The sequence below is a fragment of the Brevibacillus sp. MS2.2 genome (assembly GCF_013284345.1).
Taxonomy (GTDB): Bacteria; Bacillota; Bacilli; order Brevibacillales; family Brevibacillaceae; genus Brevibacillus; species Brevibacillus brevis_C.
In genome coordinates, this window is record NZ_JABSUZ010000013.1 from 110,244 (window position 1) to 134,238 (window position 23,995).

Annotated in this window: 20 protein-coding genes and 1 pseudogene; 16 read left to right on the forward strand and 5 right to left on the reverse strand. The window is 44.7% G+C overall.

Features of this window, described 5'->3' with window-relative positions; genetic code table 11:
- Window positions 1-8: 8 nt before the first annotated feature.
- From HP568_RS14445 to HP568_RS14470, 6 genes are all read left to right on the forward strand, one after another.
- Window positions 9-2,102: an ABC transporter transmembrane domain-containing protein gene (locus tag HP568_RS14445; RefSeq protein WP_173629433.1), complete on the forward strand. Its 2,094-nt coding sequence runs from the start codon at window positions 9-11 to the stop codon at window positions 2,100-2,102.
- 93 nt (window positions 2,103-2,195) lie between these two features.
- Complete coding sequence (locus tag HP568_RS14450) at window positions 2,196-2,657, forward strand: GNAT family N-acetyltransferase (RefSeq protein WP_254551226.1); 462 nt, start codon at window positions 2,196-2,198, stop codon at window positions 2,655-2,657.
- A 350-nt stretch (window positions 2,658-3,007) separates the two neighbouring features.
- Complete coding sequence (locus HP568_RS14455) at window positions 3,008-3,871, forward strand: ABC transporter permease subunit (RefSeq protein WP_048031990.1); 864 nt, start codon at window positions 3,008-3,010, stop codon at window positions 3,869-3,871.
- 34 nt (window positions 3,872-3,905) lie between these two features.
- A complete protein-coding gene (locus HP568_RS14460; RefSeq protein ID WP_048031991.1) occupies window positions 3,906-4,829 on the forward strand; it encodes an ABC transporter permease in 924 nt (307 codons plus the stop codon).
- Between the two features lie 44 nt (window positions 4,830-4,873).
- Window positions 4,874-5,797, forward strand: coding sequence for an ABC transporter permease (locus tag HP568_RS14465; protein WP_173629435.1), 924 nt, complete (start codon window positions 4,874-4,876; stop codon window positions 5,795-5,797).
- Window positions 5,798-6,218: 421 nt separating this feature from the next.
- Complete coding sequence (locus HP568_RS14470; protein WP_003387736.1) at window positions 6,219-6,440, forward strand: helix-turn-helix domain-containing protein; 222 nt, start codon at window positions 6,219-6,221, stop codon at window positions 6,438-6,440.
- A gap of 570 nt (window positions 6,441-7,010) precedes the next feature.
- On the opposite strand, the gene HP568_RS14480 is transcribed toward HP568_RS14470, so the two are convergent.
- The 4 genes from HP568_RS14480 to HP568_RS14490 form a co-directional block, all read right to left on the reverse strand.
- Window positions 7,011-7,397 carry a hypothetical protein gene (locus HP568_RS14480; protein WP_053079560.1) on the reverse strand — a complete coding sequence of 129 codons (387 nt, stop codon included), beginning with the start codon at window positions 7,395-7,397 and terminating at the stop codon, window positions 7,011-7,013.
- A gap of 391 nt (window positions 7,398-7,788) precedes the next feature.
- Window positions 7,789-8,739, reverse strand: coding sequence for a hypothetical protein (locus HP568_RS14485; protein WP_173629437.1), 951 nt, complete (start codon window positions 8,737-8,739; stop codon window positions 7,789-7,791).
- Between the two features lie 507 nt (window positions 8,740-9,246).
- A complete protein-coding gene (locus HP568_RS30050) occupies window positions 9,247-9,378 on the reverse strand; it encodes a hypothetical protein (RefSeq protein WP_255413028.1) in 132 nt (43 codons plus the stop codon).
- A 708-nt stretch (window positions 9,379-10,086) separates the two neighbouring features.
- Window positions 10,087-11,064 (reverse strand): hypothetical protein, encoded by a 978-nt coding sequence (locus HP568_RS14490; RefSeq protein WP_173629438.1) that lies wholly within the window; start codon window positions 11,062-11,064, stop codon window positions 10,087-10,089.
- 576 nt (window positions 11,065-11,640) lie between these two features.
- Here HP568_RS14490 and HP568_RS14495 point away from each other — a divergent pair.
- Window positions 11,641-11,724 (forward strand): annotated as a pseudogene (locus tag HP568_RS14495) (helix-turn-helix transcriptional regulator); the annotation flags it as partial.
- Between the two features lie 154 nt (window positions 11,725-11,878).
- Window positions 11,879-14,059: a glycosyl hydrolase family 18 protein gene (locus tag HP568_RS14500; RefSeq protein WP_173629439.1), complete on the forward strand. Its 2,181-nt coding sequence runs from the start codon at window positions 11,879-11,881 to the stop codon at window positions 14,057-14,059.
- A gap of 251 nt (window positions 14,060-14,310) precedes the next feature.
- Here HP568_RS14500 and HP568_RS14505 read toward each other — a convergent pair whose 3' ends face one another.
- On the reverse strand, window positions 14,311-14,553 hold the full coding sequence (locus HP568_RS14505; protein ID WP_048031999.1) for a hypothetical protein: 243 nt from the start codon (window positions 14,551-14,553) through the stop codon (window positions 14,311-14,313).
- Window positions 14,554-14,756: 203 nt separating this feature from the next.
- On the opposite strand from HP568_RS14505, the gene HP568_RS14510 reads away from it, so the two are divergent.
- From HP568_RS14510 to HP568_RS14545, 8 genes are all read left to right on the forward strand, one after another.
- Window positions 14,757-16,292 carry a YcdB/YcdC domain-containing protein gene (locus HP568_RS14510; RefSeq protein ID WP_173629440.1) on the forward strand — a complete coding sequence of 512 codons (1,536 nt, stop codon included), beginning with the start codon at window positions 14,757-14,759 and terminating at the stop codon, window positions 16,290-16,292.
- A 157-nt stretch (window positions 16,293-16,449) separates the two neighbouring features.
- Complete coding sequence (locus HP568_RS14515) at window positions 16,450-17,655, forward strand: ROK family transcriptional regulator (protein WP_173629441.1); 1,206 nt, start codon at window positions 16,450-16,452, stop codon at window positions 17,653-17,655.
- Between the two features lie 153 nt (window positions 17,656-17,808).
- Window positions 17,809-19,089, forward strand: coding sequence for an ABC transporter substrate-binding protein (locus HP568_RS14520; RefSeq protein WP_173629442.1), 1,281 nt, complete (start codon window positions 17,809-17,811; stop codon window positions 19,087-19,089).
- 71 nt (window positions 19,090-19,160) lie between these two features.
- On the forward strand, window positions 19,161-20,120 hold the full coding sequence (locus HP568_RS14525; protein ID WP_173629443.1) for a carbohydrate ABC transporter permease: 960 nt from the start codon (window positions 19,161-19,163) through the stop codon (window positions 20,118-20,120).
- 30 nt (window positions 20,121-20,150) lie between these two features.
- Window positions 20,151-20,993, forward strand: a complete 843-nt coding sequence (locus HP568_RS14530; protein WP_048032003.1) for a carbohydrate ABC transporter permease — start codon at window positions 20,151-20,153, stop codon at window positions 20,991-20,993.
- Window positions 20,994-21,022: 29 nt separating this feature from the next.
- On the forward strand, window positions 21,023-22,012 hold the full coding sequence (locus tag HP568_RS14535; protein ID WP_173629444.1) for a Gfo/Idh/MocA family protein: 990 nt from the start codon (window positions 21,023-21,025) through the stop codon (window positions 22,010-22,012).
- 13 nt (window positions 22,013-22,025) lie between these two features.
- Window positions 22,026-23,000, forward strand: coding sequence for a Gfo/Idh/MocA family protein (locus HP568_RS14540; RefSeq protein WP_173629445.1), 975 nt, complete (start codon window positions 22,026-22,028; stop codon window positions 22,998-23,000).
- 15 nt (window positions 23,001-23,015) lie between these two features.
- Entirely contained in the window at window positions 23,016-23,990 is a 975-nt protein-coding gene (locus tag HP568_RS14545; protein WP_173629446.1) for a Gfo/Idh/MocA family protein, read from the forward strand.
- Window positions 23,991-23,995 lie beyond the last annotated feature (5 nt).

A 23,995-nucleotide genomic window follows, 5' to 3' on the forward strand; every position in this document is an offset into this window, starting at 1 on the left:
ACGTCACGATGCTGTTCGTCATCAAAAACCTGTTTGGCTACATACGCCCCTATAAGCTCCTGAGTTCCCTTTTTTTCCTCACGCTTGCACTCGATCTACTTTTTTTATCCTTGGCACCTCTCAGTTTCCAGATGATCATTGACAGAGCGATTGTTCCCAAAGATATGCACGTCTTCTCCGTTATCATGATCGTATTGGCGATTAGCGGGTTTATCTGTGTCAGTGCTGGAATGATCAGTGATTATGTGCTGGCAAAACTAAACGCACGTGTGCAAAATGATTTGCGGCAAAAATTGTTTGCGCATATGCAGTATTTGCCGGTCAGCTATTTCCACAAAACGCGTTCGGGTGAACTGGTCTCTTACTTTTCAGTGGATTTGCCTGTCATTGACAGATCGTTGGCTATTCTCTTCACGACGGGTATTCAGTCATTGGCGGTCGTGACGATTAGTACGATGGTGTTGTTTTATTTGGAATGGGTGATGGCGCTGTGTATCTTGGTGGGAGCAATCTTGATTTTTACAGGTCCTTATTTGCTTGGCCGACGTGCCCACGCAATCAATGCCGCATACAAAGAACAGCTCGCTGCAATGACGAATGATGTCCAGGAAAATACGAAAGCGCAAATGGTCATCAAGGGCTTCAACCTGCAAGATGTCATGATCGATAAATTCAATGAAAGACTCAAATTGCTGTTGGTCAGCAACTTTCATAAAAATTTGATGGCAGCGAAATTGGAACGAATTCCTGCGCTATGCTTACTACTCATCAACTTTACGATTATTGGCTTCGGTTCCTATCTGGCACTCACCGGGCGAATCTCTGTCGGTTCGCTTGTTGCCTTTTTCACCATGTATACGTCGATGGGGAATGCAGTGTTTAATCTGACCTTTACGCTACCGCTCATTACAGATGCACAAGTCAGTATGGAGCGAATCCAGAAGGTACTGAATGAACCGAGTGAAAAAGTCGACCATACTACAGCGGAACAGCCCGATTTGCGTTTGACTGAGGTGTCCATAAAAAATGTTGCGTTTGGTTATCAGGAAAATCAGTTGTCTATCAATCAGGTCAGCATGCAGATTCCGGCTCGGACAAAAGTTGCGATTGTTGGCTCCAGCGGTTCTGGAAAAAGCACGATCGTTCAACTGTTATTAGGCTTTTATCAACCTAGTTCTGGTCAGATCGAGATAAACGGCACAAAACTCGATGAATGTAATCGGGGAGCCTTCCGTAACCACGTAGGGGTCGTCTTTCAGGATAACTTTCTTTTTCACGGAACAATAGCGGAAAACATCCGGCTCGGCAAACTCGATGCGACCTACGAGGAGCTGAGGATGGCTGCACGGCAAGCGGAGATCCATGACTTTATCATGAGTCTACCAGATAAATACGAAACACTTGTTATGGATGGGGGAAGCAACCTCTCTGGGGGACAAAGGCAGCGCCTTGCCATTGCTCGAGCGATTCTGCGCAATCCTTCATTACTCATTCTGGATGAAGCAACTTCTGCTCTCGATCCCATTTCAGAGGCTTCTATTAACAAGACTTTTGCAAAGCTTTCCAATGATCGGACTGTCATTACGGTGACACATCGCTTGTCGACCATAACGGACATGGATCAAATATTTGTGTTGGAGCAAGGGGAACTAGTGGAGCACGGAACCCATTTTCAACTTTTGCAAAAGCGGGGCTATTACAGAAGGTTATGGGACAAGCAAAGTGCTTTGAGTAGACCAGAGGGTGTTATGGATGTTCCAGGCGTCGACGTGCCTGATATGCTGCATCTCTTTCAATCCGAGACGTTTACTGCTGGACAAACGATCATTCGGGAAGGAGAAGCAGCAGAGAAGTTTCACCTCCTCGCACGCGGAAAGGTAGAAGTATCTCAAACATCTGGTGAATCTGACGAGCAGATTCGACTTGCGATCTTGGAGGACGGCGATCACTTTGGAGAAACAGACCAAGCGGGTGCTTTACAGACGACAACCGTGACGGCTCTCACCTCTTGTGTTGTTTTGACCTTACCTTTGAAGGTATTCCAGTACATCACGTCCCAACACTCGGCGATTGGCAAGAACGTCCAACAGCCAATACGTTAACGATAGAAAAAGAAAGGCAGTGTGCAAAGGATGCATGTCCATTTTAGAAAATGTACCAGTGACAATGATTTTGCCCAATTCACGCTATTCTTTATGCGCAATCGATTGGAATTTAGTCGTATGTTTTCCCTTAGTGACACGCTTGCTCATATTTTGACGTTTCTCCCGGATTCTCATTTGATCCTGATAGAAGACGAGGGAGGTAAATTGGTCGGTTGGGGCCATTATCAATACGTGACAGCAGAAAGGCAACCAGATCCAGAGGGCGAATTTTGCTATATCCATTCAGTCATCGTTGAAGAAAAGTATCGAAGGAGCAGGGTATTTCTAAAAGGCTTTCGCCATCTTATCAGACAGGTCCAAGAAGAGAATGAACATGTGAAACAAGTAACCTTTCGTGCGGATGCTAATCATGTTTATCTGAACCGGCTCTATTCGAAATTTGCACAGGTTGCAGGGGAGCAGGAGGGCTATTACGGACAAGAAAACATCTACATGGCTGAAATCAATCAACTCGCTTCCTATCTGGGAATGGCCGGAATTGACGATAAATAAGAAAAAATGCTATTCTTAAGAAGATATTGCCAGAAAGGAGGTCTATCAGATGATTCCAATGGTTCCACGTTTGAAAGATGGAGTAAGAAAACCTTTTACTGCTTCGATTCAAAATCTTCTCATGAAAAATGAGCAGCTGCGTGTCGCTACTTCTTCTACGAAGTAATCGATTAGCTATCCTCTTTTTCGAATCAACTGTTCCCATGAATGGAGAAGTGGTTGACAGGCTATCCTGCTCAGCCACTTTTTTATTTCTGTTTGAATAGAATAAAAAAATAAAATATTTTCTATTGTCTGGATGATTTTTAATAGATAGTGTATTGTTGGAAATAGTAAGGGGGTATGAGAGTTTGACCTATGTAAAACAATTAATTGGGATGTTTTTCCTAGTTATCGTCGTTTGCGGTGGGCCGTTCATGCTATATACGCAAAAGGAAGAAATCGTGTTCGAGCCGGGAAATATCGTAGTCCATACGGTACATCTGATTCAGCAGATTGCAGAAGGCTCCCTCGGAACCTATTATTCGGGGCAAACGGAAAGAAGCATCGCAGAGGATATCCTTCCATTTGCAAGTAGCTCCTTTGAATTGCTGTTCGCAAGTGTTAGTGTCGCAGTCCTTGCTAGTATTATTTTTGGATTGCTATTGCAGCGCTTTCGGTTTGTGCGTCAATTTCAAAAGGTTTTGAATTTGCTTGCCACGATTCCTGATTTTATCCTGATTGTTGTGTCGATTGTGGGTGCCGTCGGATTTTACAAGATGACGAACATTCGTATTATCACTCTGTCACCTGTAAGTGACTCTGAGAGTACCTGGTTTCCGATCACGCTACTGTCAATTGGACCCACAATTTTTCTCATGAAGGTAGTCAGCCTGAAGTATGCACAAATCGGCGGCGAAGACTACATTAAAACAGCACTTGCCAAGGGGATGGGGATTTGGCATGTTCTCATCCACCACGTCTATAAAAACATTAAGCCGTTTCTTATTGCTGATTTAAAGAAGACGATTGCGATTTCGGTAGCTAACTTGTTTATTGTTGAGTACTTATTAAACGTCGTAGGATTGACCCGGTTTATTTTCAGCAAAGATGGCGGATACGAATTCAATGCTGCTGTCATGGGACTTTTAGGTATTATTTTGCTATCCATTTTGGTCTATGTATTGATTCGTCTCATTCTGTATGTGATTGAACGCGCGGTTGTGTATAAATAACCCAGACTTCTTTTGGAATGAGTGAGGGTATGGTATGAGGAAACGGTTCAATTGGGCTTTATGGCTAGGCAGTATCTTGGTAGTAATTCTAATGATTATCGGTGTAGCCGGACCTTATTTGGCCCCCTATGACATCGATTACCAGGTGAAAGTGCGCAGTGAGATGGTGAACGGGAAGCAAGTGATCATTTCCCCTCCTTTGGCACCTTCAAGCGAGCATCTGTTGGGTACAGATAAATGGGGCTATGATTTGCTTACAAAACTGCTCCATGGGGCACCGTACACCATTTTCATTACGATCCTGATTGCGTTATTGCGATTATTGATCGGAGCATGGATCGGTCTGTATATTGGAATATTGGACAAGCAGCAGCGCTGGTGGATCGCGATTGAAAATGCCTGGGGTTACATGCCGATTTTTATTCCTGTCTATTTTATTTTGCAGGGTATCAGTATCAATTCAGAATTGTCAACGTTTACGCTTGTCTTGTTTTTTATAGTGGTTGTGGCAGTGCTTGGGACGCCTTCAGTGGCTGCGTCCATCCGTCAAAAAACGGAGCAAATCAAGGAATCTCAGTACGTTTTAGCTGCGACTTCGCTGGGGGCTGGGCGGGATCAGATCGTCTTTCGTCACATTCTGCCGCATTTGAAGGAGCATATGGTCATTGTCCTGGTGACAGAGATGATTGCCACGATGACGTTGATGGGGCTTCTTGGGATGTTTGGTCTGTTTGTAGGCGGAACGACTATGTACTATGACCCTGTTGAGTTTCACTCGACCACACATGAATGGGCAGGACTGCTCGGGACTTACCGAAGCTTTGTCTACACGAATTACACGTGGATTTTCCTGATCCCACTTGCTGCTTATATGCTTGCAATCGGTTCCTTTAGTCTACTGGCCAAAGGATTGCGTGATAAATTCGAACAGACGTATAGTCGTACCCCATTTATTTAAGCAGCTGGTCACTTTTCAGCATGAGGGATAAGTGAGGTTTTTTGATGAAAAAACGATTCCATTTTTCTTTATGGCTAGGCAGTATTTTCGTGTTCCTTCTGATCGTGATCGCTGTGGCAGGGCCTTACGTGGCTCCCTATGAGCTGGAATATCAAGCGAAGATGCGTCAAGAGGTTGTGAACGGTAAACAAGTCATGGTTGCTCCGCCCTTACCGCCGTCAGCAGAACATTTACTCGGCACGGACAAATGGGGGTATGACTTACTGACCCTCTTGCTCCATGGAGCGCCATACACTGTTTTTATTACCCTTGCGATCGCATTTATTCGCGTGTTATTTGGTACATGGATTGGACTCTATATCGGTATTCAAGATAAAGAGCAGCGTTGGTGGATGGCGATCGAAAATGCATGGAGCTATATGCCTGTGTTTATCCCTGTGTATTTTCTTTTGCGAGGAATCAATGTGAATTCGGAGCTGCCAACATTCACGCTCGTACTCCTTTTCATAGGGCTTGTCTCTGTGCTTGGAACACCTTCTGTAGCCTCTTCTGTGCGTCAAAAGGCCGAGCAAATTAAGGAATCACAATATGTTTTGGCTGCCGTTGCACTAGGAGCTGGCCGGAATCAAATTGTCTTTCGCCACATCTTGCCGCATTTGAAGGAACAGCTTAGTATCATCTTGGTGACAGAAATGATCGCTGTCATGACCTTGATGGGGCTTCTCGGTATATTTGACATGTTTGTAGGTGGTACGAACATGACCTTTGACCCGGTTTTGTATCATTCCGTTACACACGAATGGGCAGGGCTGCTCGGGTCTTATCGAGGCTTTATTTACAGTAACTATACGTGGATTTTCCTCGTTCCACTGGGGGCATTCATGATCGCCATTGGATCGTTTAGCTTGTTGGCCAAAGGATTGCGTGACAAGTTCGAGCAAACGTATAGTCGTACCCCGTTTATTTAAGTTGTGGTGCCCTTGATTTTTACGAATCAAGGGCATTTTTGGTTGATCCAGTTAAAAATAATGGAATGGAAGTCGAATTGTAGGGAGCAGTATATGTGTCGGGTGAATAGACTGGAGTGTCGGGGGCGGTGTTGGCCTTGGGTTCCGATGGCAATCTCATCAGGCGAGGCGAACTCGGCGCGATCTGAACGGGGGACAACTGGAGGCCATCGTCGTCTCGAACGAAAAAATTCACGGCGGATGTCGAAGAGGTTTCTCAGCGGTGTTCGGAACCCATTGCCCATTTTCTGAATAGGATGTAAGGCAAAAGCCTAAAATCCTTGAAATTCCGGCACCATCACCCACCCCCCATCATAGGATAAGGTGACTCTGTAATCCCTCAACCTTGTTCCTGTAGAGCCCACAAGGAGGGGTGGCACGATTGAAGGGTAGCGACCAAACCAAGCCGTTGTTAACGAATCGCGAAAGAGAAGTGTTTGAACTCTTGGTCCAAGATAAGACAACCAAAGAGATTGCCGGACAACTCTTCATCAGCGAAAAGACTGTGCGCAATCACATTAGTAATGTCATGCAAAAATTAGGTGTCAAAGGTCGATCTCAGGCAGTAGTCGAACTCGTTCGACTTGGTGAACTAGAGATTTGAACCCAGTCCACCCAGCCTCCCTTTTCTTCCCTTGGTCGGAAGGGAGGGTTTTTTTATGTTTATTTGTGTCTAAATGCTCTTTTCTTATGTACACGTAAGCGCCACGGAGTAGGAACCATTTACAGCCCAACTTTGACCAATCTCTCGTGATGCAAGCAATGTTTCTAGCACTGCTTGGGAGAGATCGCTCTGATCTAAAGGGGATGTAAGACTGATTGAATAGTTATCATCGCTTTTCGAGTATGGGTCACAAGCAAGAAGATTTAGTATGTTCCCGAAAGCGATTTCAAAATGATAAATCGACAATAATAAAAACTCCCCCGAGCTTGGAGGAGCCTGTAACTAAGGAAATTGGCGCTACTCGAAACATTCCTGTTAAAGCAGGGTACTGCTTAAAATCGTATTTCTCATACAGATTCTTCCCTTTGTAAGTAGAAAAGAGACCTATAAAAGCTTTATCAGGAGCATTCCGTTTTAGATAGGACATGAGATTGTGTAAAAGGAAAAACCCTGTAGCAGTTTCTCCACAGGGTTTCCATCGCTCTAGCTGAAAGATTCCAGCCGAGACATTTAAAAAGTTCTTCTAATCACTGGGATTCTCCGTGCTCCATTACGAATAAGCCTTTGCGCTCTTTCACGGCTGATTCTAACAAGTACTGAAGTATCGGTTGAGTTTTCAACGTCGAAAACGGAGAAAAATCGACCATTAGCGAACAGTACACCTTTAAACTCCACATCAAATCCAGGTCTAGGCCGCGGACGTGTATTCTGAATAACTGTTCTCATGACACCTGCATTTCGGAGCCTTCGTGCTTGTTCGCGGGTTATACGGACCGCAAAAACTGGGTCAATTTCGACTCCAGGTACTTTTGCCTCAACCTCAACAATTAGGAAAAAACGGTTGCCAATAGTTGCAATACTATTTGCTCCAATAAAAATTGGAGGGTTCATTGCCATTTTCTTACCACCTCCTTGTACCAAACTATGCTGGAGGTACTGAAGTGGACAAGGGCATCACCACAATTTTCGATTTTTGGTATTTTGACTAGAGGTTTAGACAGTCCACAACTTACGGGGATGCGAAGTTTTTAACCAATCGAAATCAGCGTCCAGCTTGCATTTATTGTGTCTTCTGACACGCTGTGAGGGCCGTAGGAGCCCGAGAAATGTAAACAAAAATCCCCTATACCTCCCGTAGGTGGTTTAGGGAATTTGAGAAAATCACTATCAAATGGCACAGCCAATGTAAGCCGTAACGCAGATGAACTTCGATTTAAGCGCGTTCCCATCACCAATGCTCGCTTGGCGCCCCGTCCACCTCCATAGCGGTCCCCGTTGGCATTACGACCTACCTGCCCACAATGTGTGTCCAGTCTGTCGCGAATCCGGGGATGGTTTTGACGAACTGGTAGTTTCCGTTGGCGTCAAGCCGGCCAGTCGCACCAAGGCCGTTCACGTGGTTGTAGAAGAATACTCCACCGCTGGGGTTTCCGGCGATGCGGCTCCAGCCTGTTGCGAATCCTGGGATGGAACTGACGTACTGGTAGTTTCCGTTGGCGTCGAGCAGGCCCGTCGCGCCAGCGCCGGTGAGGCCGTTATAAAAGAGTAGGCTACCTTTATTGGCGGGTACGATATTGGTCCAGCCTGTTGCGAATCCAGGGATGGAACCGACGTACTGGTAGTTTCCGTTGGCGTCAAGTCGGCCGGTTGCAACTAAACCAGTAGCGTAGTCGTAGAAGAGTAGGCCACCGCTGGCGGTTCCTGTGACGAGGAACCAGTTTTTTGAGAAACCGGAGAGATCACTAACGATCCCATAGTTTCCAGCTGCGTCAATCCGTGCAGTTCTTCCAAGACCGGCCCCGGCGTTGTAAAAAAGAAGACTATCCTGGTTGGCAGACACAATGTGGGTCCAGCCTACTCCAACTTGGATATTCCACAAGTAATACTCAAATCTTCCGTTGGCGTCAAGTCGGCCCATTGCTCCAAGGCCAGTCGGGGCGTGGTAGAATAATACGCCACCGTTGGGGGTTGCGACGACGCGGGTCCAACCCCTTGCTAATCCGGAGATGGAACCGACGAACTGATAGTTTCCGTCGGCGTCGAGTAGGCCGGTCGCACCAAGGCCGGTATAGCTGTTGTAAAAGAGGAGAGCACCAGACTGCATACTAACTTCACGTACAAGCAAAGTATCCAATGGGATAGGGGTAGATGCACACTCCTGTCCCAAAGGATTGGAATATAGCCAGGGATTATATGATAATTCAGATGGTGTTCCATATTGATTTAGTGTTTCTTTCAATAAATTCCCCTCCTGCAATCAATTGTTATTGATACCAATTTATGGGCAAATGTGTAATCGGCAACAATTTCAAAGAAAAATCCATGATTGCCTATGTACGGGGATCAACGTAAGGTCGAATCCCCCCATCCTGAGGGGCTTTGGTTGCTGGGTAAGTAAAGAACGACAGGTGATCGGCAACGATTAAGACCAAGAAAGCAGTTTGTCCAGCGAATGGGTAGCTCGGAGAGATGAGACAGCTTCTCAAATAGATATGTCCAATACAAGAACGGAGCAGGCTTTAAAGCTTTGCTAACCTTGGCGCAGCGCGAGGTGTTGCTAGACATCTTATTTTTTAGAGCGGTGACAGCTGGCTTGATGGACTGTTTACTGCGGTTGTGGTCGAACTCCAGCCAACGTCTTTCAAAAAGGGTCACTCATTCTTCCACTGGTTAAGTCAAGGGAAACAATTACAAGCACCTAAGTTGCTACCAGCATTTAACAAATAGAAAATTGTGATGAACGATGTTAATCCTTCTTATCGATTAACTTGGTAAGCAGGTCTTCGATTCTCTGTAAATGTCGATTGGTTTGCTTCAGCAGATAATACAAATTCACAATTGAGATCATTACCACAATCCCAAAAACGAGTACATCCATTTTAATACCACCTCAATTGGTAATCATTGTCTAATTTGTATCTTTGTGAATAATAGCATGAAAGTAAAGAAATCGCGATATTTAACAAAATATTTCGGGAGTGAAGGGAGGGAATAATGAGGCCTGTACACCATCTGAAATGGTGATACAAGACTTGGGAAAAGATTCAGTAATACGCAGAAAAAGCATATGGAAAATATTTATTTTAACTCAAGTGCGAAGAATGGCGGATATGCAGTTCATTAGTAGCCTAGGGGAATTGAAGAAGAAACGACTCAAACTAATATAAAGCGGGTTTACGACCTATTCAATGCTGAGTATTAAGAAAAAGAACAAGACCGTATGGTAATACTATTAGAGATTTACGGTACAGAACGTTTTATCGAGATTCAATAATATAAACACTTCAGTTCTAAAGGAACACAATCTAGAAGCAAAAGAGTACGTCGATTAGAAATAATGAGAAATGTAATTGGTATATAGTCGCTATTCCCCTCACACAGAGGGGAATCTTTGATAGTAATTCTTATTTTGACTTTGTGAAATTGAAATCTGAAATCAATCAACCCATCATCCTTTTTTGGTAAATTGAATATTTGAAAGAAATGTTATGTTATATTGATATTTTGCTACGGGAAAAAGGATATATTGAAGATTTTTAGTTAATTGAGCATTCTTTATACCGGATTAATATTTAAGGAAGAAATATTATTGTCTATTCCTAATATGAATTTGGTCAGTAAAAATGTAATGAATTTGGTTTTTGCTGTCTCTTACCACAATGTAATTTTTGTCCTGAAAAATTCGAATTCCTTCTACTTTCTTTATTTCACCATTCAGAGTATAGCTCACTAATACTGAATCTGTATCAAATTGTGCAAGATTCTTACCGAATCCTCCGAATTGATGAGCTGTATGTGATACAAATATAAGAATTATAGCAAAAGAGAAAATTACAAGTAAAATGATGTAGGAAATAAATGAAATGGAGCTCATTATTCTAGTATGTAGAATGAACACATTCGATTTCAGAAAATCCCAATTTGAATAAGCATGTAATGAAATTTTTGATTCACAAAGAATTGCTTTTAATGTATTTTTATGCTTTTTTTCAGATTGTTTTAATTTCTTTCTAAAAACAAAAAATAGGAATATTAAAAGTACCGCAGCCATATTTCCAGATTGTAATGAAATAAAAACTTCTTGTTGAAAAGAATCTAAATCGATTGCAGAGGCATTCCATTGTATTTCTTTTGCATAAAAAATGTAATTAATTGCCACTTCCCAAAAGGAGGAGTATTTTGAAGAATAAAATAAGTAATAAGAAAGCAAAGATGCAGTATGTAATAATGAAAACGATAAGAGCAAAAGTACACCCAAGAATAAGAATGTAAAACTGAAATATAGTTTTTTAGATCTAATCTTCTGTAACATAATTGTCCCATAAAACAAAGCAAGACCAAAAGGTATAATAGCTATTAAGGTGATAAACAAATACACGAATGAGTAATAATAATATAGTTCGTTATTAAAATTTATTGGATTCTGAAAAGCAGTTATTAAGGAAAGTACCTCATTTTTCCCTTTACTCTGTAAGATAATAAAACCAATTATATATATTATTTCATGAGTTATACCTAAGAAGGCGAGAGCTACAAGTACTCTCAAAGTAATGGGGATTCTCAAGTATAACAGTATGAATTTGCTGAAAGGTATTTTGTCTCTATGTTGTTCAATGAAAGATATAACTTTTATGTACTTACTTTTAATCCAATTAAACGATCCCAATACAGTGTCATTCCTTTCAAACGAAAAATTTAAGGATATTAACTCTTAATATTAGGTAACTGGTAACAATTGGTGATATGTATCATCATTATCGGATTTATCTGTGCTTGAGTTGAATCCTATAATAATATTGTTAAGTAAAATTTTCTAGATCGCCGTTATTTTACCACTAATATGTGTATAGAGTTTTGTGTAAACTCAATTGATTCGTGAAAAGGTTTAATCGCCGAAATTTATTTAGGATAATCATTATTGAGCAAATTAAATCATAAGGCGAAGTGAACATTGGACATTTTAGGTAGAGAAAGGCGATCCCTTCTTAATGAACACTTCTTTAGTAAAAGTGTAGCAGTACGAGATTGTAAAGAAAGCAGATAACTACATCTTGAAACATATTATTAAGCAAAAAGCTCTTTTTTGGAAACGAGGAGTGTGGAGCAGAGGATCATAGGTATGTAGAATTAATAAAAAAGTAGCGATGTCATGCAAAAATTAGGTGTCAAAGGTCGATCTCAGGCAGTAGTCGAACTCGTTCGACTTGGTGAACTAGAGATTTGAACCCAGCCCTCCCAGCCTCCCTTTTCTTCCCTTGGTCGGAAGGAAGGGATTTTTTATGTTCTTTCGCGTCGAATCACCCTTTTATTACCATTTATGTAAATACATTAGCATATCGTGATATAAGTCGTAATAAGATGGATTTGTAACAAAATCCATGAAGATCGAGAGGGATACTATGAAATTCAAGAAATGTGTTAGGAATGTACTAATGGTAGGTGCTTTGCTTGTCACCTCCGTATTGCCCATGGCGGCACAGGCGGCGCAAGCAGAGGAAAATCAAGCGGAGGCTTCAGCGGTATCCAATTACAAAATTATTGGCTACTATCCCTCATGGGGAGCTTATGGACGAAACTACAATGTAACGGATATCGATCCCAATAAAGTAACACATATTAACTACGCTTTTGCGGATATTTGCTGGAATGGCAGACACGGCAACCCAGATCCAACGGGACCCAATCCACAAACATGGGCTTGCCAGGATGAAGTAGGCAATATTAATGCCCCAAATGGTACGGTTGTTCTCGGCGATCCATGGATTGATGTGCAAAAATCTTTTCCAGGAGATACGTGGGATCAGCCGATCCGCGGAAATTTGAATCAATTGGCAAAATTAAAGCAAAAAAACCCTCAATTAAAGACTTTAATATCGATCGGGGGCTGGACATGGTCCAATCGCTTCTCTGATGTAGCGGCAGATCCGGCTGCACGGGAAGTATTTGCACAGTCCTCGGTAGATTTTATCCGGAAATATCAGATGGATGGGGTCGATCTCGATTGGGAGTACCCAGTTGAAGGAGGCTTGCCTGGAAACAGCAAACGTCCAGCAGATAAGCAAAATTATACGTTGTTGCTACAGGCTGTCAGAGACAAACTCGATGCGGCTGAGGTAACGGATGGCAAACAGTACTATTTGACGATTGCCTCTGGTGCCAGCCCTAGTTATGCAGCCAATACAGAGCTTGGAAATATTGCCCGGGTTGTGGATTGGATCAATATTATGACCTACGACTTCTATGGAGCCTTCCAAAAGCAGACTGGACATAACGCGCCGTTGGCCTATGATCCGGCAGCAGGAGCAGCAGGTTTGCCAAATGCTCAAACCTATAATGTCCAAACAGCTGTAGAGGGTCATCTTCGTGACGGTGTTCCTGCCAGCAAGCTGGTTCTCGGACTTCCGTTTTACGGAAGGGGCTGGTCGGGTTGCGGAACGGCTAACAATGGAGAATATCAAAATTGCACAGGGCCTTCAACAGGAACGTGGGAACCTGGCATGCTTGACTTCACGGATATCCAAAATAATTATTTGAACAAAAATGGCTTCACACGCCACTGGAATGACGCGGCAAAAGTGCCTTACCTCTTCAACCCGGCTTCGAAAACATATATTAGCTATGACGATGTGACGTCGATCGGACACAAAACTTCTTATATTACATCCAAAGGATTGGCAGGCGCAATGTTCTGGGAATTTAGCGGAGACCGTAACAAGGTTCTGCTAGACAAAGTAAATGGAGATCTTCTGGGCGGGACAGCTCCAGTCGACAACGTACCGCCGACAGCACCAGCTAATCTCCAAGCGACTGCAAAAACAGCTACAAGTGTTAGTCTGAGCTGGGGAGCTGCAACCGACAATGTAGGGGTTACTGGCTATGAGGTATACAATGGCACTCAGCTTGCGAAAACGGTAACCGGTACCAATACGACGATTAGCGGGCTTACAGCAGGAACTACGTACCAATTCACTGTGAAGGCGAAAGATGCAGCAGGTAATTCCTCAGTAGCAAGCAATGAAGTAACGGTTACGACGGATACGATTCAGCCAGACAATCAACCTCCAAGCACACCTACTAATCTAGTCGTAACAGGGAAAACAGGTACGAGTATCAGTCTGAGCTGGGCTGCTTCTACAGACAATATCGCGGTGACGAATTACGAGGTTTACAACGGGACAGCATTAGCAGCGGATGTAACGACTACGAATGCAACAGTTACAGGACTCACGCCTAACACGTCTTATACCTTCTCTGTGGTAGCGAAGGATGCAGCAGGTAATTCTTCACAGAAAAGCATCGAGGTCGTAGGCGTGACAGATGCTGCAAATCCGGGAGCTCCAGCATGGGCGCCAAATGTTAGCTACGTGCCTGGTGACCTGGTCAGCTATCAAGGCAAGGTATACAAATGTCTGCAACCACACACTTCCCTCGTAGGATGGGAGCCAACAAATGTAGCGGCTCTCTGGCAAGTTCAACAGCAAGCGGCAGTTGACGGAGTCGAGGGTTATGTAGATGAGCAGATTTCGGAAGAAACAGAAGGAAATGTAGATACTCAATAAGTAGAGAAGGGGCTGTCCCTCCAGTCATGAAAATGATCGGAGGAACAGCCCCTATTTGTTCGTTTGGAAATTAAGCAAAGGCTTTTAAAAGCTGGACGATTAATGGGATGAGATCTCCAATAAAAGTAAGGATCGCAATTGCGGTATTCATAGAAGCCCCTCCTTAAAATTCCAAATTCACTATTATTATATTAATGTTCATAATAGTAATCAAGAAATATTTTCCACCTTTGTCGAATGGACAAAGTGACTTATGTGAAAAAGTCGTACAATGCCTTGATCATAATAACGATTTGGAGTGCAACCAGTGCAAAAATTATAACAGCCCAGTCTCTGTTCTTTTTCCATTCTAATACCCCTTTTAAGGCACTGATTACGACTAAGCCTACTATTGTTAATAGTTGAAAGAAAGCGACACTTGTCAGTAGTGCTAGAATTCCAATGACAACAACAATAGTTGCTATCACTTTGAACCAAAAGGGCTGCTCGCTCATACTAACGCCCCATTCCCTTTTTTGTAAATTTTAACATACACAAGAAAAAAGCCAAGCCATAAGACTCAGCTAGGGATTTAAATGAAAAGCAAAGGGGAATGTTTTCTTATGTAAATTTTTCGGGAAAATTGAAACAAAACAGGTAGATGTTCGAATAATGATTGCGAGAAAGCAAATATGAACAGACGAGAGGAAGAGAAATGATGAAAAAAGTTACGCACGCTGTGTTCCTCCTGATGGCTGCAACTATTGCGATGTCATCTTCGAGTGGTGCACTGGCAAGCGAGAACACACTGGAAAAAATTAAAGTAGAGCAAATGACACCCGAAATAAACAAGCTGGTAGAAAAAGGGGTGAAGAAAGCAGCTAGTCTCATCCCTTATTTGAAAGATTACCCTGTTACGGAAGTGGTATTGAAAGACACTCCTTATCTGCTCGTGAACAACTATAAGTCTAGAGAAAACAATGCTGAATTCGTTGCCTTAGTGCTCGACAAAAATACGGGTGAACTACTTGAGTTTGGCAAATACGAACTGAATAACCAAACGAGCCAAACGCTTTACCCGATCGACAAATCGAAAGAAGTAGCCATTTCCTTTATGAAAAAGTGGTACGGAGAAGACATGGCAGGATACCAACTCGATGGGGACGGGGTTACGAAGGTTTTCGATGGCCAGACAAATACAATTCAATTTGTACGTGTGATCAACGGAGTTCCTTTTCCAGACGACATGATTCAGGTACAAGTTGATCATGAAGGACAAATCACAGGAAAATCCCTTGGCATGAATAGTGAAAAAATCTCCTTCGCGAAATTGGATCAGATCTTATCCAAAGAAAAAGCCGTGAAACAGTTGTCCACCTATATGCAATTACGGTATTCCCTCGATCAAGACGGAAAAACATACAAGCTCCTCTACGCCCCAGCTTTTTCCGGTATGTTGGATGCCGTGTCCGGCAAAGACAGCGTGAATAAGCCTTATCATAGCAAAGTGAATGTAATACCAAAGGGTACGAGCAAGCCCGTAGCAAAATCCCGTGAAGAAGCACAAGTGTATCTGACTCAGCGTACGGGTTATGATTTTGCAAAAGGGAATGTCTTTTTTGAAGATTTGACTGGTGAAAAACCCGTGATTATCAAATATTTCTGGAAAACAAACAAATGGGAGGGGCGTACTAATTATTCGTGGAGAACAGACGACGGATGGATTGGGAGCATGCTAATCGAACCGAAGACAGGTTCAATTGTGAACTATCATGTCATCGATACTAGTGTGTCAAAGACCGCTACTAAAAAATTGACACAAGAGCAGGCTTTGCAATTGGCCATAAATGAATTAGCAGAGATCGCTCCTGCTGGTACGGGCGAGCTGCTGCTACTTCAGCCCGGAGAATATGATGAAAGTACAGACCAATACGCCTTCTATTTTGTGAGGCAAGAGCAAGGGATTCCTGTTGAGGATTGGCTGACGCATATCTCGATCAACGGCAGCAACGGGAAAGTCATGGGGATCGATCTCAATGAAAAAGTCGAAGGAGTAATGACTGATCCGAAGAAGGCAATCTCCCAAGAAGAAGCTACAGCCGCTTTGCTCAAGAAATATCCATTGCAGTTACAGTATATCTTGCAAGAGGAAGGCAAAGCTTCTCTCGTTTATACCTTGCCTATGTTATTCGATGCAAAAATAGATGCGTTGACGGGTGAGTTTTATACCTACGGGTCCACAAAAAAAGAATAAAGCAAGAAGAACCTCCCTTTCCAAAAGGTTAAGAGAGGTTCTTTTCAATCAGGAAAAATTGATTGAAATATTTTAAAAAACAAAATTGACACAAAATACAAATTTCAGTATGATCACTTTATAAAGTCATTGGAAAAATAAAGGATGAACAAATACGATGCGCAGAACTGGAGATCTAAAACTAATCCAAGAGCTCAATCGCTTTATTATACTCGACACCATTCGCCAGTTTGGGCCCATCTCGCGAAGTGATATCGCCAAAAAGCAGGGCATCAGTCCAACTACAGTCACCTCGGCAGTCAATGAGCTGATCCGTGACGGTATGGTTGCAGAAGATGGAACAGGTGAGTCAAAGGGTGGCCGTAAGCCGATTATGGTTCGCTTCTGTCCAGACGGGAAGTTTTTGATTGGCGTCTCTATTACGAATACAGCGATTACGATTGCCGAAATGAATTTGGAAGCGGCTACAAAGCAAAAGAAAATCTATCCGGTAAAAGCTGGTCTGGTGAGTGACCTGATCATCCAGTATGTGCTGGATTCGATTGAGGACTTTCTCCAGTCGGTGGATGATGTCAGCCGTTGTCTGGGTATTTCCATCATCGCACCAGGGATTGTCGATGCAGCGAGTGGTGTCATTCGCTTCAACTCCAAGCTGCGCTTGCATGATGTTCCGTTAAAGGACATGGCAGAAGAGCGTTTTGGGTTAAAAACATGGCTCGACAATGACGCCAATGCAATCGCCCTGGCAGAAAAAAACTTCGGTGGTGGATTAAATGCTGACAATCTCCTGTTTGTCACTGTAGGAGAAGGGGTCGGTTCGGGCCTTGTTGTAAACGGTTCCATCTTCCGCGGAAGTCGTGGTGGAGCAGGTGAATTCGGGCATACGACAGTCGATCGAAGCGGGATGCGCTGTGACTGCGGCAACGTCGGCTGTTTAGAAAACTACGTGGCATGGCCGGCCATTTACTCAGGCATACTGTCCGCTGTTACACGCGGAAAAGAGACGCTCGTCATGGATTTGGCTGGCGGAGATATGACAAGAATCACATTTGATGTCTTTCGCCAAGCACTGCATCAAGGGGATCAAGTATGCCAAGACATCGTCGACGAAATCGCTTCGTACATGTCGATTGGCATTGTGAATCTGGTGAATTTGTTCAACCCGAGCCTAATCATTCTGGGTGGAGAAATGATCCGGGACAACCAGGTGTTGTTTGAGCGCATCCAAAAACAAGTGATGGCGCAAGCGATGGGGACGATGGTAGAAGGGCTGGAATTCCGTCCAACTGTATTGGGGGCTGATTTCGAGGTCAAGGCTGCTGCTGCTGTTTTGTTACAAGAGGTTTTTCACTTCAGCTTGTAACATTCTTTTTGCATACTTTATTTCGTCATTGGAAAAAGAAAGTTGAACCCACCAAAAATCGTTGAAAGGGGGCGAGTCGAAAAGGGAAGCGTGTCGTGTCTGGCAATGTTTTGGGGGGAAAAGAGGAGAACGTAAATCGAGGAGGGATTTCTGATGAAGAAGTTGGTTTCGATTGCAATGGCTGCTCTCTTGGTAGCAGTGGCAGGATGTTCGGGCGGCGGGCAGAGCTCCGCACCAGCTGGAACGACTGACAGTGCTGCTTCAGGCGAAAAGGTAACGCTCACATATGCGCTGTGGGACAAAAACCAGATGCCTGCGATAGAGGAAATGGCGAAAAAGTTTAACGAAAAGAACCCGAACGTGGACATCAAGATCGAGCTAACGCCTAACAAGCAATACTGGACAAAGATGGAGGCAGCCGCAACGGGTGGCACCTTGCCGGACATTTTTTGGATTAATGGTCCACGTATCATTAAATACGCAGATAATGACATGCTCTTGCCGATTACTGATCAAATCAAGGCAGATGGCATCGATCTGAACAATTATCCGAAAGCTCTCGTTGATCTCTACACCTACGATGGACAAAACTACGCGCTACCGAAAGATTTCGACACGATTGGCCTTTGGTACAACAAGAAACTGTTTGATGACGCAAAAGTACCATATCCTGACGAAACCTGGGATTGGAACAAGCTGAAGGAAGTAGCAAAGCAACTGACTGATGTGAAAAAAGGCATTTGGGGAATTGCAGCACCTCCTTATGGACAGGACGGCTTCTATAACACGATCTATCAAAACGGTGGTTATATCATTTCCGAAGACAAGAAAACGTCCGGCTATGACAAACCGGAAACGATCGAAGGCCTCAAGTTTTGGACAGACCTGATCAGCGAAAAAGCATCGCCAACAGCAGCGCAATTGTCCGAAACAGAGGCAACACAGCTATTTGAATCAGGCAAGATCGCGATGATGTACAACGGATCATGGATGGCATCCGCTTTTCATAAAAATGAGTATACAAAGGACAAAGTAGACGTGACGTATCTTCCAAAAGGGAAAGAGAACACGAGCGTCATCCACGGCTTGGGCAACGTGATTTCGGCTAATACCAAACATCCGAAGGAAGCATGGGAATTCGTGAAATTCTTGGGCTCGAAAGAAGGGGCAGAAATCCTGGCGAAATCGGGTGCTGCGATTCCGGCATTTAACGGAACACAGGATACTTGGGTACAATCCATGCCGAACTTTCAACTGAAGATTTTTATTGATCAGGCAGCTGCGGCAAAACCGTATCCGATCTCGAAGGACACGGCAAAATGGGCCAAGCTGGAAACAGAGCTCATGACCAAGGCTTGGGCTGGTCAAATGAGCGTAGAGGATGCTTCCAAAGAGCTCGCGCAAAAAATGAATGAAATGCTTAGCCAAGAATAAAAGATCCATGATGGATGGCTTCGCATCACGGACGAGGCCATCCTTTTTTGAAAAGCTTATGTAAGGAGGGAATGAATGCGATGAGCAGCCAGTTGCAGCCTGAAATGCACGCCGCCGTCCAGCCAAAAACGAAGAAATCGTTGAATCACATGAAGAGAAGTGATTGGTTCTGGGCGTATCTCATGATTGCTCCCACACTGATCGGGTTGGGTGTCTTCTACTTATGGCCGATCGTACAGACCATTTATTTGAGCTTTACCAAATGGGGAGGATTCGGCAAGTACAAGTGGGCTGGCTTACATAATTACGAATTGTTGTTCAAGGACCCTTACTTGTGGATCGCGCTGAAAAACACGTTGATTTATACAGTGATCGCAGTTCCTGTCGGTATCGCTATCTCCATTTTTATCGCTGTGCTGCTTAATCAGAAAATTAAGGGGATTACGATTTATCGCACCCTGTATTTCCTGCCCGTTGTGACGATGGCGGCAGCGGTGGCGATGGTGTGGAGATGGTTGTACAACGCTGATTACGGTCTGATCAATTATTTGTTGGGCTTGGTAGGCATTGAGGGCCCACGCTGGATATCTGATCCCGCCATTGCTTTGTATGCGGTGATTATCGTTGCCGTTTGGAGCTCCATCGGATACAACATGGTGATTTTTCTGGCTGGACTGCAAGGTATCCCGAGAAGCTATTACGAAGCGGCAGAAATTGACGGAGCGGGACCGGTTCGCATGTTTTTCAAGATTACGTTGCCGCTGTTGACTCCTTCGATCTTTTTCGTCAGTATTACCTCCTTGATTGGGGCTTTTCAAGTATTTGACCTGATTTATCTGATGCTCGGAAGCAAAATGGGCAATCCGGCAACAGAGCAAACGCAGACGATGGCGTACTTGTTCTTTACGAATGGATTTGAATCAGGGAATGGTGGCTATGCGGCCGCAGTTGCCGTCGTGCTTCTGGTGATGATCCTGATCGTCACCGCCATTCAAATGAAGTTGCAGAAAAAATGGGTTCACTATGATTAATCAAAGCTGAACAGACGGGAGGGATATGGAATGAGTGTTTATACGAGTCGGAACAAAATGGGGAAGAAGCTGTTGATTCATCTGCTGCTAATTGCAGGTGCTCTCGTGATGGTTGCGCCATTCGTCTGGATGGTTCTCACTTCGCTCAAGTCATTAGGCGAATCGACACAGGTGCCTCCAGTCATTTTGCCGACCAAGTATCAATGGGAGAATTACACCCATATTTTTGAGATGCTGCCCTTCTTGGACTTTTATTGGAATACCGTGATCACAACAGTAGCCAAGGTAATTGGACAAGTATTCCTCTGCTCACTTGCGGCGTACGCATTCGCGCGAATTGAATTTCCAGGGCGAAACGCCTTGTTCATCCTGTTCTTGACCGTTTTGATGGTGCCTGGTCAGGTGTTTCTGCTCCCGCAATTTATGATCATGAAAGAGCTTGGCTGGCTGAATACGTTGACAGCATTGATTGTGCCGGGATTGTTCAGTGCATTCGGTACGTTTCTTCTGCGCCAATTTTTCATGTCGCTGCCAAAAGAACTGGAAGAAGCGGCGAAGCTCGATGGCTGCAACCATTTTCAGATTTACTGGAGAATTATGCTGCCGCTGGCGAAGCCCGGCTTGATTGCACTCGCCATTTTCGTAGCGTTGTGGTCTTGGAACGACCTGATGTGGCCGTTGATCGTCAACAGCACGCCTGATAAAATGCCGCTCTCCGCTGGTTTGGCGTACTTGACGGGGGAGCATACCAATTTGACGAACTACCCGATTTTGATGGCGGGCTCCGTTCTTGCGATTTGGCCGATGATCATCGTCTTTATTTTCATGCAGAAGCATTTTGTCGAGGGAATTACCCTAACTGGGTCCAAATAGACATTTTCGAAAAAAGGAGTGAAACCATTATGAATCATGTTCTGGTAATCGGAGCAGGAACCATGGGGACTGTTCACGCGAAATCGTATGCTGCCATGGAAAACGTCAAGCTGGTCGGGATTGTCGATATCCGCAGCGAGAGAGGAAAAGAGCTGGCAGCCGAGACAAAAACAGAATGGTTTGAGAGCTATGAAGAGGCTTTGGAAAAACTGGCGAAGGTAGACATCGTAGACGTGTGTTTGCCTACGTACCTTCATAAAACCTATGTAAAGAAGGCTGCGGATGCAGGCAAGCATGTCATTTGCGAAAAGCCGTTGGCTCGTGATAAGGAAGAAGCTCGTTTTATCGTTGATTATTGCCGGGAGAAGAACGTCAAGCTGTTTGTCGGACACGTCCTGCGCTTCTTCCCCGAATATGAAAAGTCCCGTCAGTTGGTGAATGATGGTGCGATTGGCAACGTTGGTGTGGCTCGTACGTTCCGTGGTGGTATCTTCCCGACAGCGTGGAACGACTGGTACGCCGATTACAAAAACAGTGGCAGCCTTGTTTTAGATATGATCATTCACGATTTTGACTTTTTGCGTTGGTGCTTCGGGGATGTGGAGCGTGTGTACGCGAAAGGCTTGCTTGGTCGAGGGTTTGCCCGGATGGATTACGCACTGGTTACGCTTCGCTTCAAGAACGGCATGATTGCACATGTGGAAGGCTCATGGGCACATGAAGGCTTCGCGATGAAAATGGAGCTGGCAGGCAAGGAAGGCATTATTCAATACGACAGCTCGAAGGAAAAACCGCTAGTGGCGGTTAATCGCTCGAAACAAGCAGGCATGAGCGGAGTCGCAGTTCCGGAGAGTCCATTGCGTGAAAATCCGTATTTCAGAGAACTGAAGCATTTCATCGAGTGCATCGACCGTGATCTGGAGCCACTCGTGACGGCAGAAGACGCCGTGAAAGCGGTAGAAATCGCTCGTGCTGCGCTTGTGTCAATCGAAACGGGCAAACCCGTAACTTTGGTGTAGGAGGGGACTGGACATGAAACTCGGAATCATTAGTGTTGCACATATGCATGCATACAGCTACGCAAATGCGATTGCGAAGTTGGATGGGGTTCAATTGGTCGGGGTAGCAGATGAGGATGAAGTGCGCGGTAAGACGGCGGCTGAAAAGTTTGGCGTTCCGTTTTTCGCCGATTATCATGAGCTGCTCGCAACAGATATCGATGCGGTCATCGTCACCTCGGAAAACGTCAAGCACGAAGAGCATACGTTAGCGGCAGCGAAGGCAGGCAAGCACATTTTGTGCGAAAAACCGCTGGCGACTACAGCAGAGGCTGCTCAAGAGATGATCAACTTTTGCCGCGAACAGGGCGTTATTTTGCAGACAGCATTCCCAGTGAGATTCCATCCGGCTGTTGTTCGAGCAAAGCAATTGGTGGAGCAAGGAAAGGTCGGACGTATCATGGCAATCCGGGGTACGAACCGTGGACAAAATCCTGGTGGTTGGTTCGTCGATCCGGCGAAATCCGGTGGAGGTGCAGTGATCGATCACACGGTTCACGTTGTTGATTTGATGCGCTGGTTCATGGACTCTGAAGTGCGTGAGGTTTACGCGGAGGTAGACAGCAAGTTTTCCGATACACCGATTGATGATTGCGGCATTTTGACCATGGAATTTGAGAATGGGGTATTTGCCACACTCGATTGCAGTTGGTCTCGTAACAAGGCCTTCCCGACATGGGGAGACGTGACGATGGAAATTATCGGGACAGAAGGCACGATCTCGCTTGACGCTTTTTCTCAAAAGCTGGATGTCTATTCCAATGAAAAAGGCTTAAAGTGGGTCAACTGGGGCGATGACATGGACAGTCAATTGGTCAAGGATTTCGTCACCAGCGTTCGTGAAAAGAAAGCGCCGTCGATTACGGGTGAAGACGGCTTGCGAGCTGTGGAAGTAGCACTCGCAGCGTATCAATCCGCTGAACAGAAGCAACCAGTCGTTTTACGCTAGGACGGTGAAGGACGCATGAGTGTACGTGTTGGCATGATTGGCGTAGGTGGAATCGGGCAGCATCATTTGAAAGGCTTGTTGACCGACGAAAGGGTAAAGGTCGTTGCAGTATGCGACGTGAACCAAGAGGCGGTTGCAGAGACTGCTGAGCGCATTGGTGCGCATGGCTACACCTCTTGGCGTGAGCTAGTAGAGGCAGAAGTGCTGGATGCTTTGTTTGTGTGCGTCCCCCCTTTTGCGCATGAAGAGATTGAGGAAACGGCATCGGCGAAAGGCATTCATCTGTTTGTGGAAAAGCCAATTGGGCTGGACATACAAAAAGTGAACGAAAAGCAAGCAGCGATTGAAAAAGCGGGGATTATTACCGCGACTGGCTATTGCCTGCGCTATCTCGATATCGTGCAGGAAGCGAAAGCGTACTTGGAGGGAAAGTCGATTGCACTCGTCCGCGGCCACTATTTGACCAAGTTCGTCACGACACCTTGGTGGAGGGAAATGGGCAAGTCAGGTGGACAGCTTGTTGAGCAGGCGACACATACACTGGACATGATGCGGTATTTGGCAGGAGATATCGAGAAGGTCTATGCGCAGATGGCCTTGCTCGTCTCGCGTGACATTCCAAACATCGATATTCCAGACGTGACTTCCATTAGTATGGTGTTTCAGTCAGGGGCACTAGGACATCTGGATACGTGCTTCATCCAGCCGGACCACCGTACGAATGTAGAAATCTTGGGCAAAGATTTCCGCGTCATGATTGACGGAAAGCAATTATCGATCATGGATGAGCAGGGAGAACGTACAAAAGCGAGCACGGTGGATATGTACGTGGAGCAAGATCGGGCGTTTATCACAGCGATTTTGTCAGGGGATCGCAGCTTGATTCTGTCGCCGTATGAATCAGCGAGAAAGACGCTAGAAGTAACGTTGGCAGCGAATCAATCGGCACAAGAAGGGAAGCCTGTCACTATTTTGAGAAAAGGGGAGTGAGCAAC

Bases quoted from the DNA above. Each gene is read 5' to 3' on its own strand.
- HP568_RS14510 (WP_173629440.1), top strand. From the start codon at position 14,757: ATGAAAAAAGTTACGCACGCTGTGTTCCTCCTGATGGCTGCAACTATT.
- HP568_RS14505 (WP_048031999.1), bottom strand. From the start codon at position 14,553: ATGAGCGAGCAGCCCTTTTGGTTCAAAGTGATAGCAACTATTGTTGTT.
- HP568_RS14450 (WP_254551226.1), top strand. From the start codon at position 2,196: ATGCGCAATCGATTGGAATTTAGTCGTATGTTTTCCCTTAGTGACACG.
- HP568_RS14525 (WP_173629443.1), top strand. From the start codon at position 19,161: ATGAATGCGATGAGCAGCCAGTTGCAGCCTGAAATGCACGCCGCCGTC.
- HP568_RS14530 (WP_048032003.1), top strand. From the start codon at position 20,151: ATGAGTGTTTATACGAGTCGGAACAAAATGGGGAAGAAGCTGTTGATT.
- HP568_RS14545 (WP_173629446.1), top strand. From the start codon at position 23,016: ATGAGTGTACGTGTTGGCATGATTGGCGTAGGTGGAATCGGGCAGCAT.
- HP568_RS14500 (WP_173629439.1), top strand. From the start codon at position 11,879: ATGAAGATCGAGAGGGATACTATGAAATTCAAGAAATGTGTTAGGAAT.
- HP568_RS30050 (WP_255413028.1), bottom strand. From the start codon at position 9,378: ATGGATGTACTCGTTTTTGGGATTGTGGTAATGATCTCAATTGTGAAT.
- HP568_RS14540 (WP_173629445.1), top strand. From the start codon at position 22,026: ATGAAACTCGGAATCATTAGTGTTGCACATATGCATGCATACAGCTAC.
- HP568_RS14515 (WP_173629441.1), top strand. From the start codon at position 16,450: ATGCGCAGAACTGGAGATCTAAAACTAATCCAAGAGCTCAATCGCTTT.
- HP568_RS14460 (WP_048031991.1), top strand. From the start codon at position 3,906: ATGAGGAAACGGTTCAATTGGGCTTTATGGCTAGGCAGTATCTTGGTA.
- HP568_RS14535 (WP_173629444.1), top strand. From the start codon at position 21,023: ATGAATCATGTTCTGGTAATCGGAGCAGGAACCATGGGGACTGTTCAC.
- HP568_RS14465 (WP_173629435.1), top strand. From the start codon at position 4,874: ATGAAAAAACGATTCCATTTTTCTTTATGGCTAGGCAGTATTTTCGTG.
- HP568_RS14520 (WP_173629442.1), top strand. From the start codon at position 17,809: ATGAAGAAGTTGGTTTCGATTGCAATGGCTGCTCTCTTGGTAGCAGTG.
- HP568_RS14480 (WP_053079560.1), bottom strand. From the start codon at position 7,397: ATGGCAATGAACCCTCCAATTTTTATTGGAGCAAATAGTATTGCAACT.
- HP568_RS14445 (WP_173629433.1), top strand. From the start codon at position 9: ATGCTGTTCGTCATCAAAAACCTGTTTGGCTACATACGCCCCTATAAG.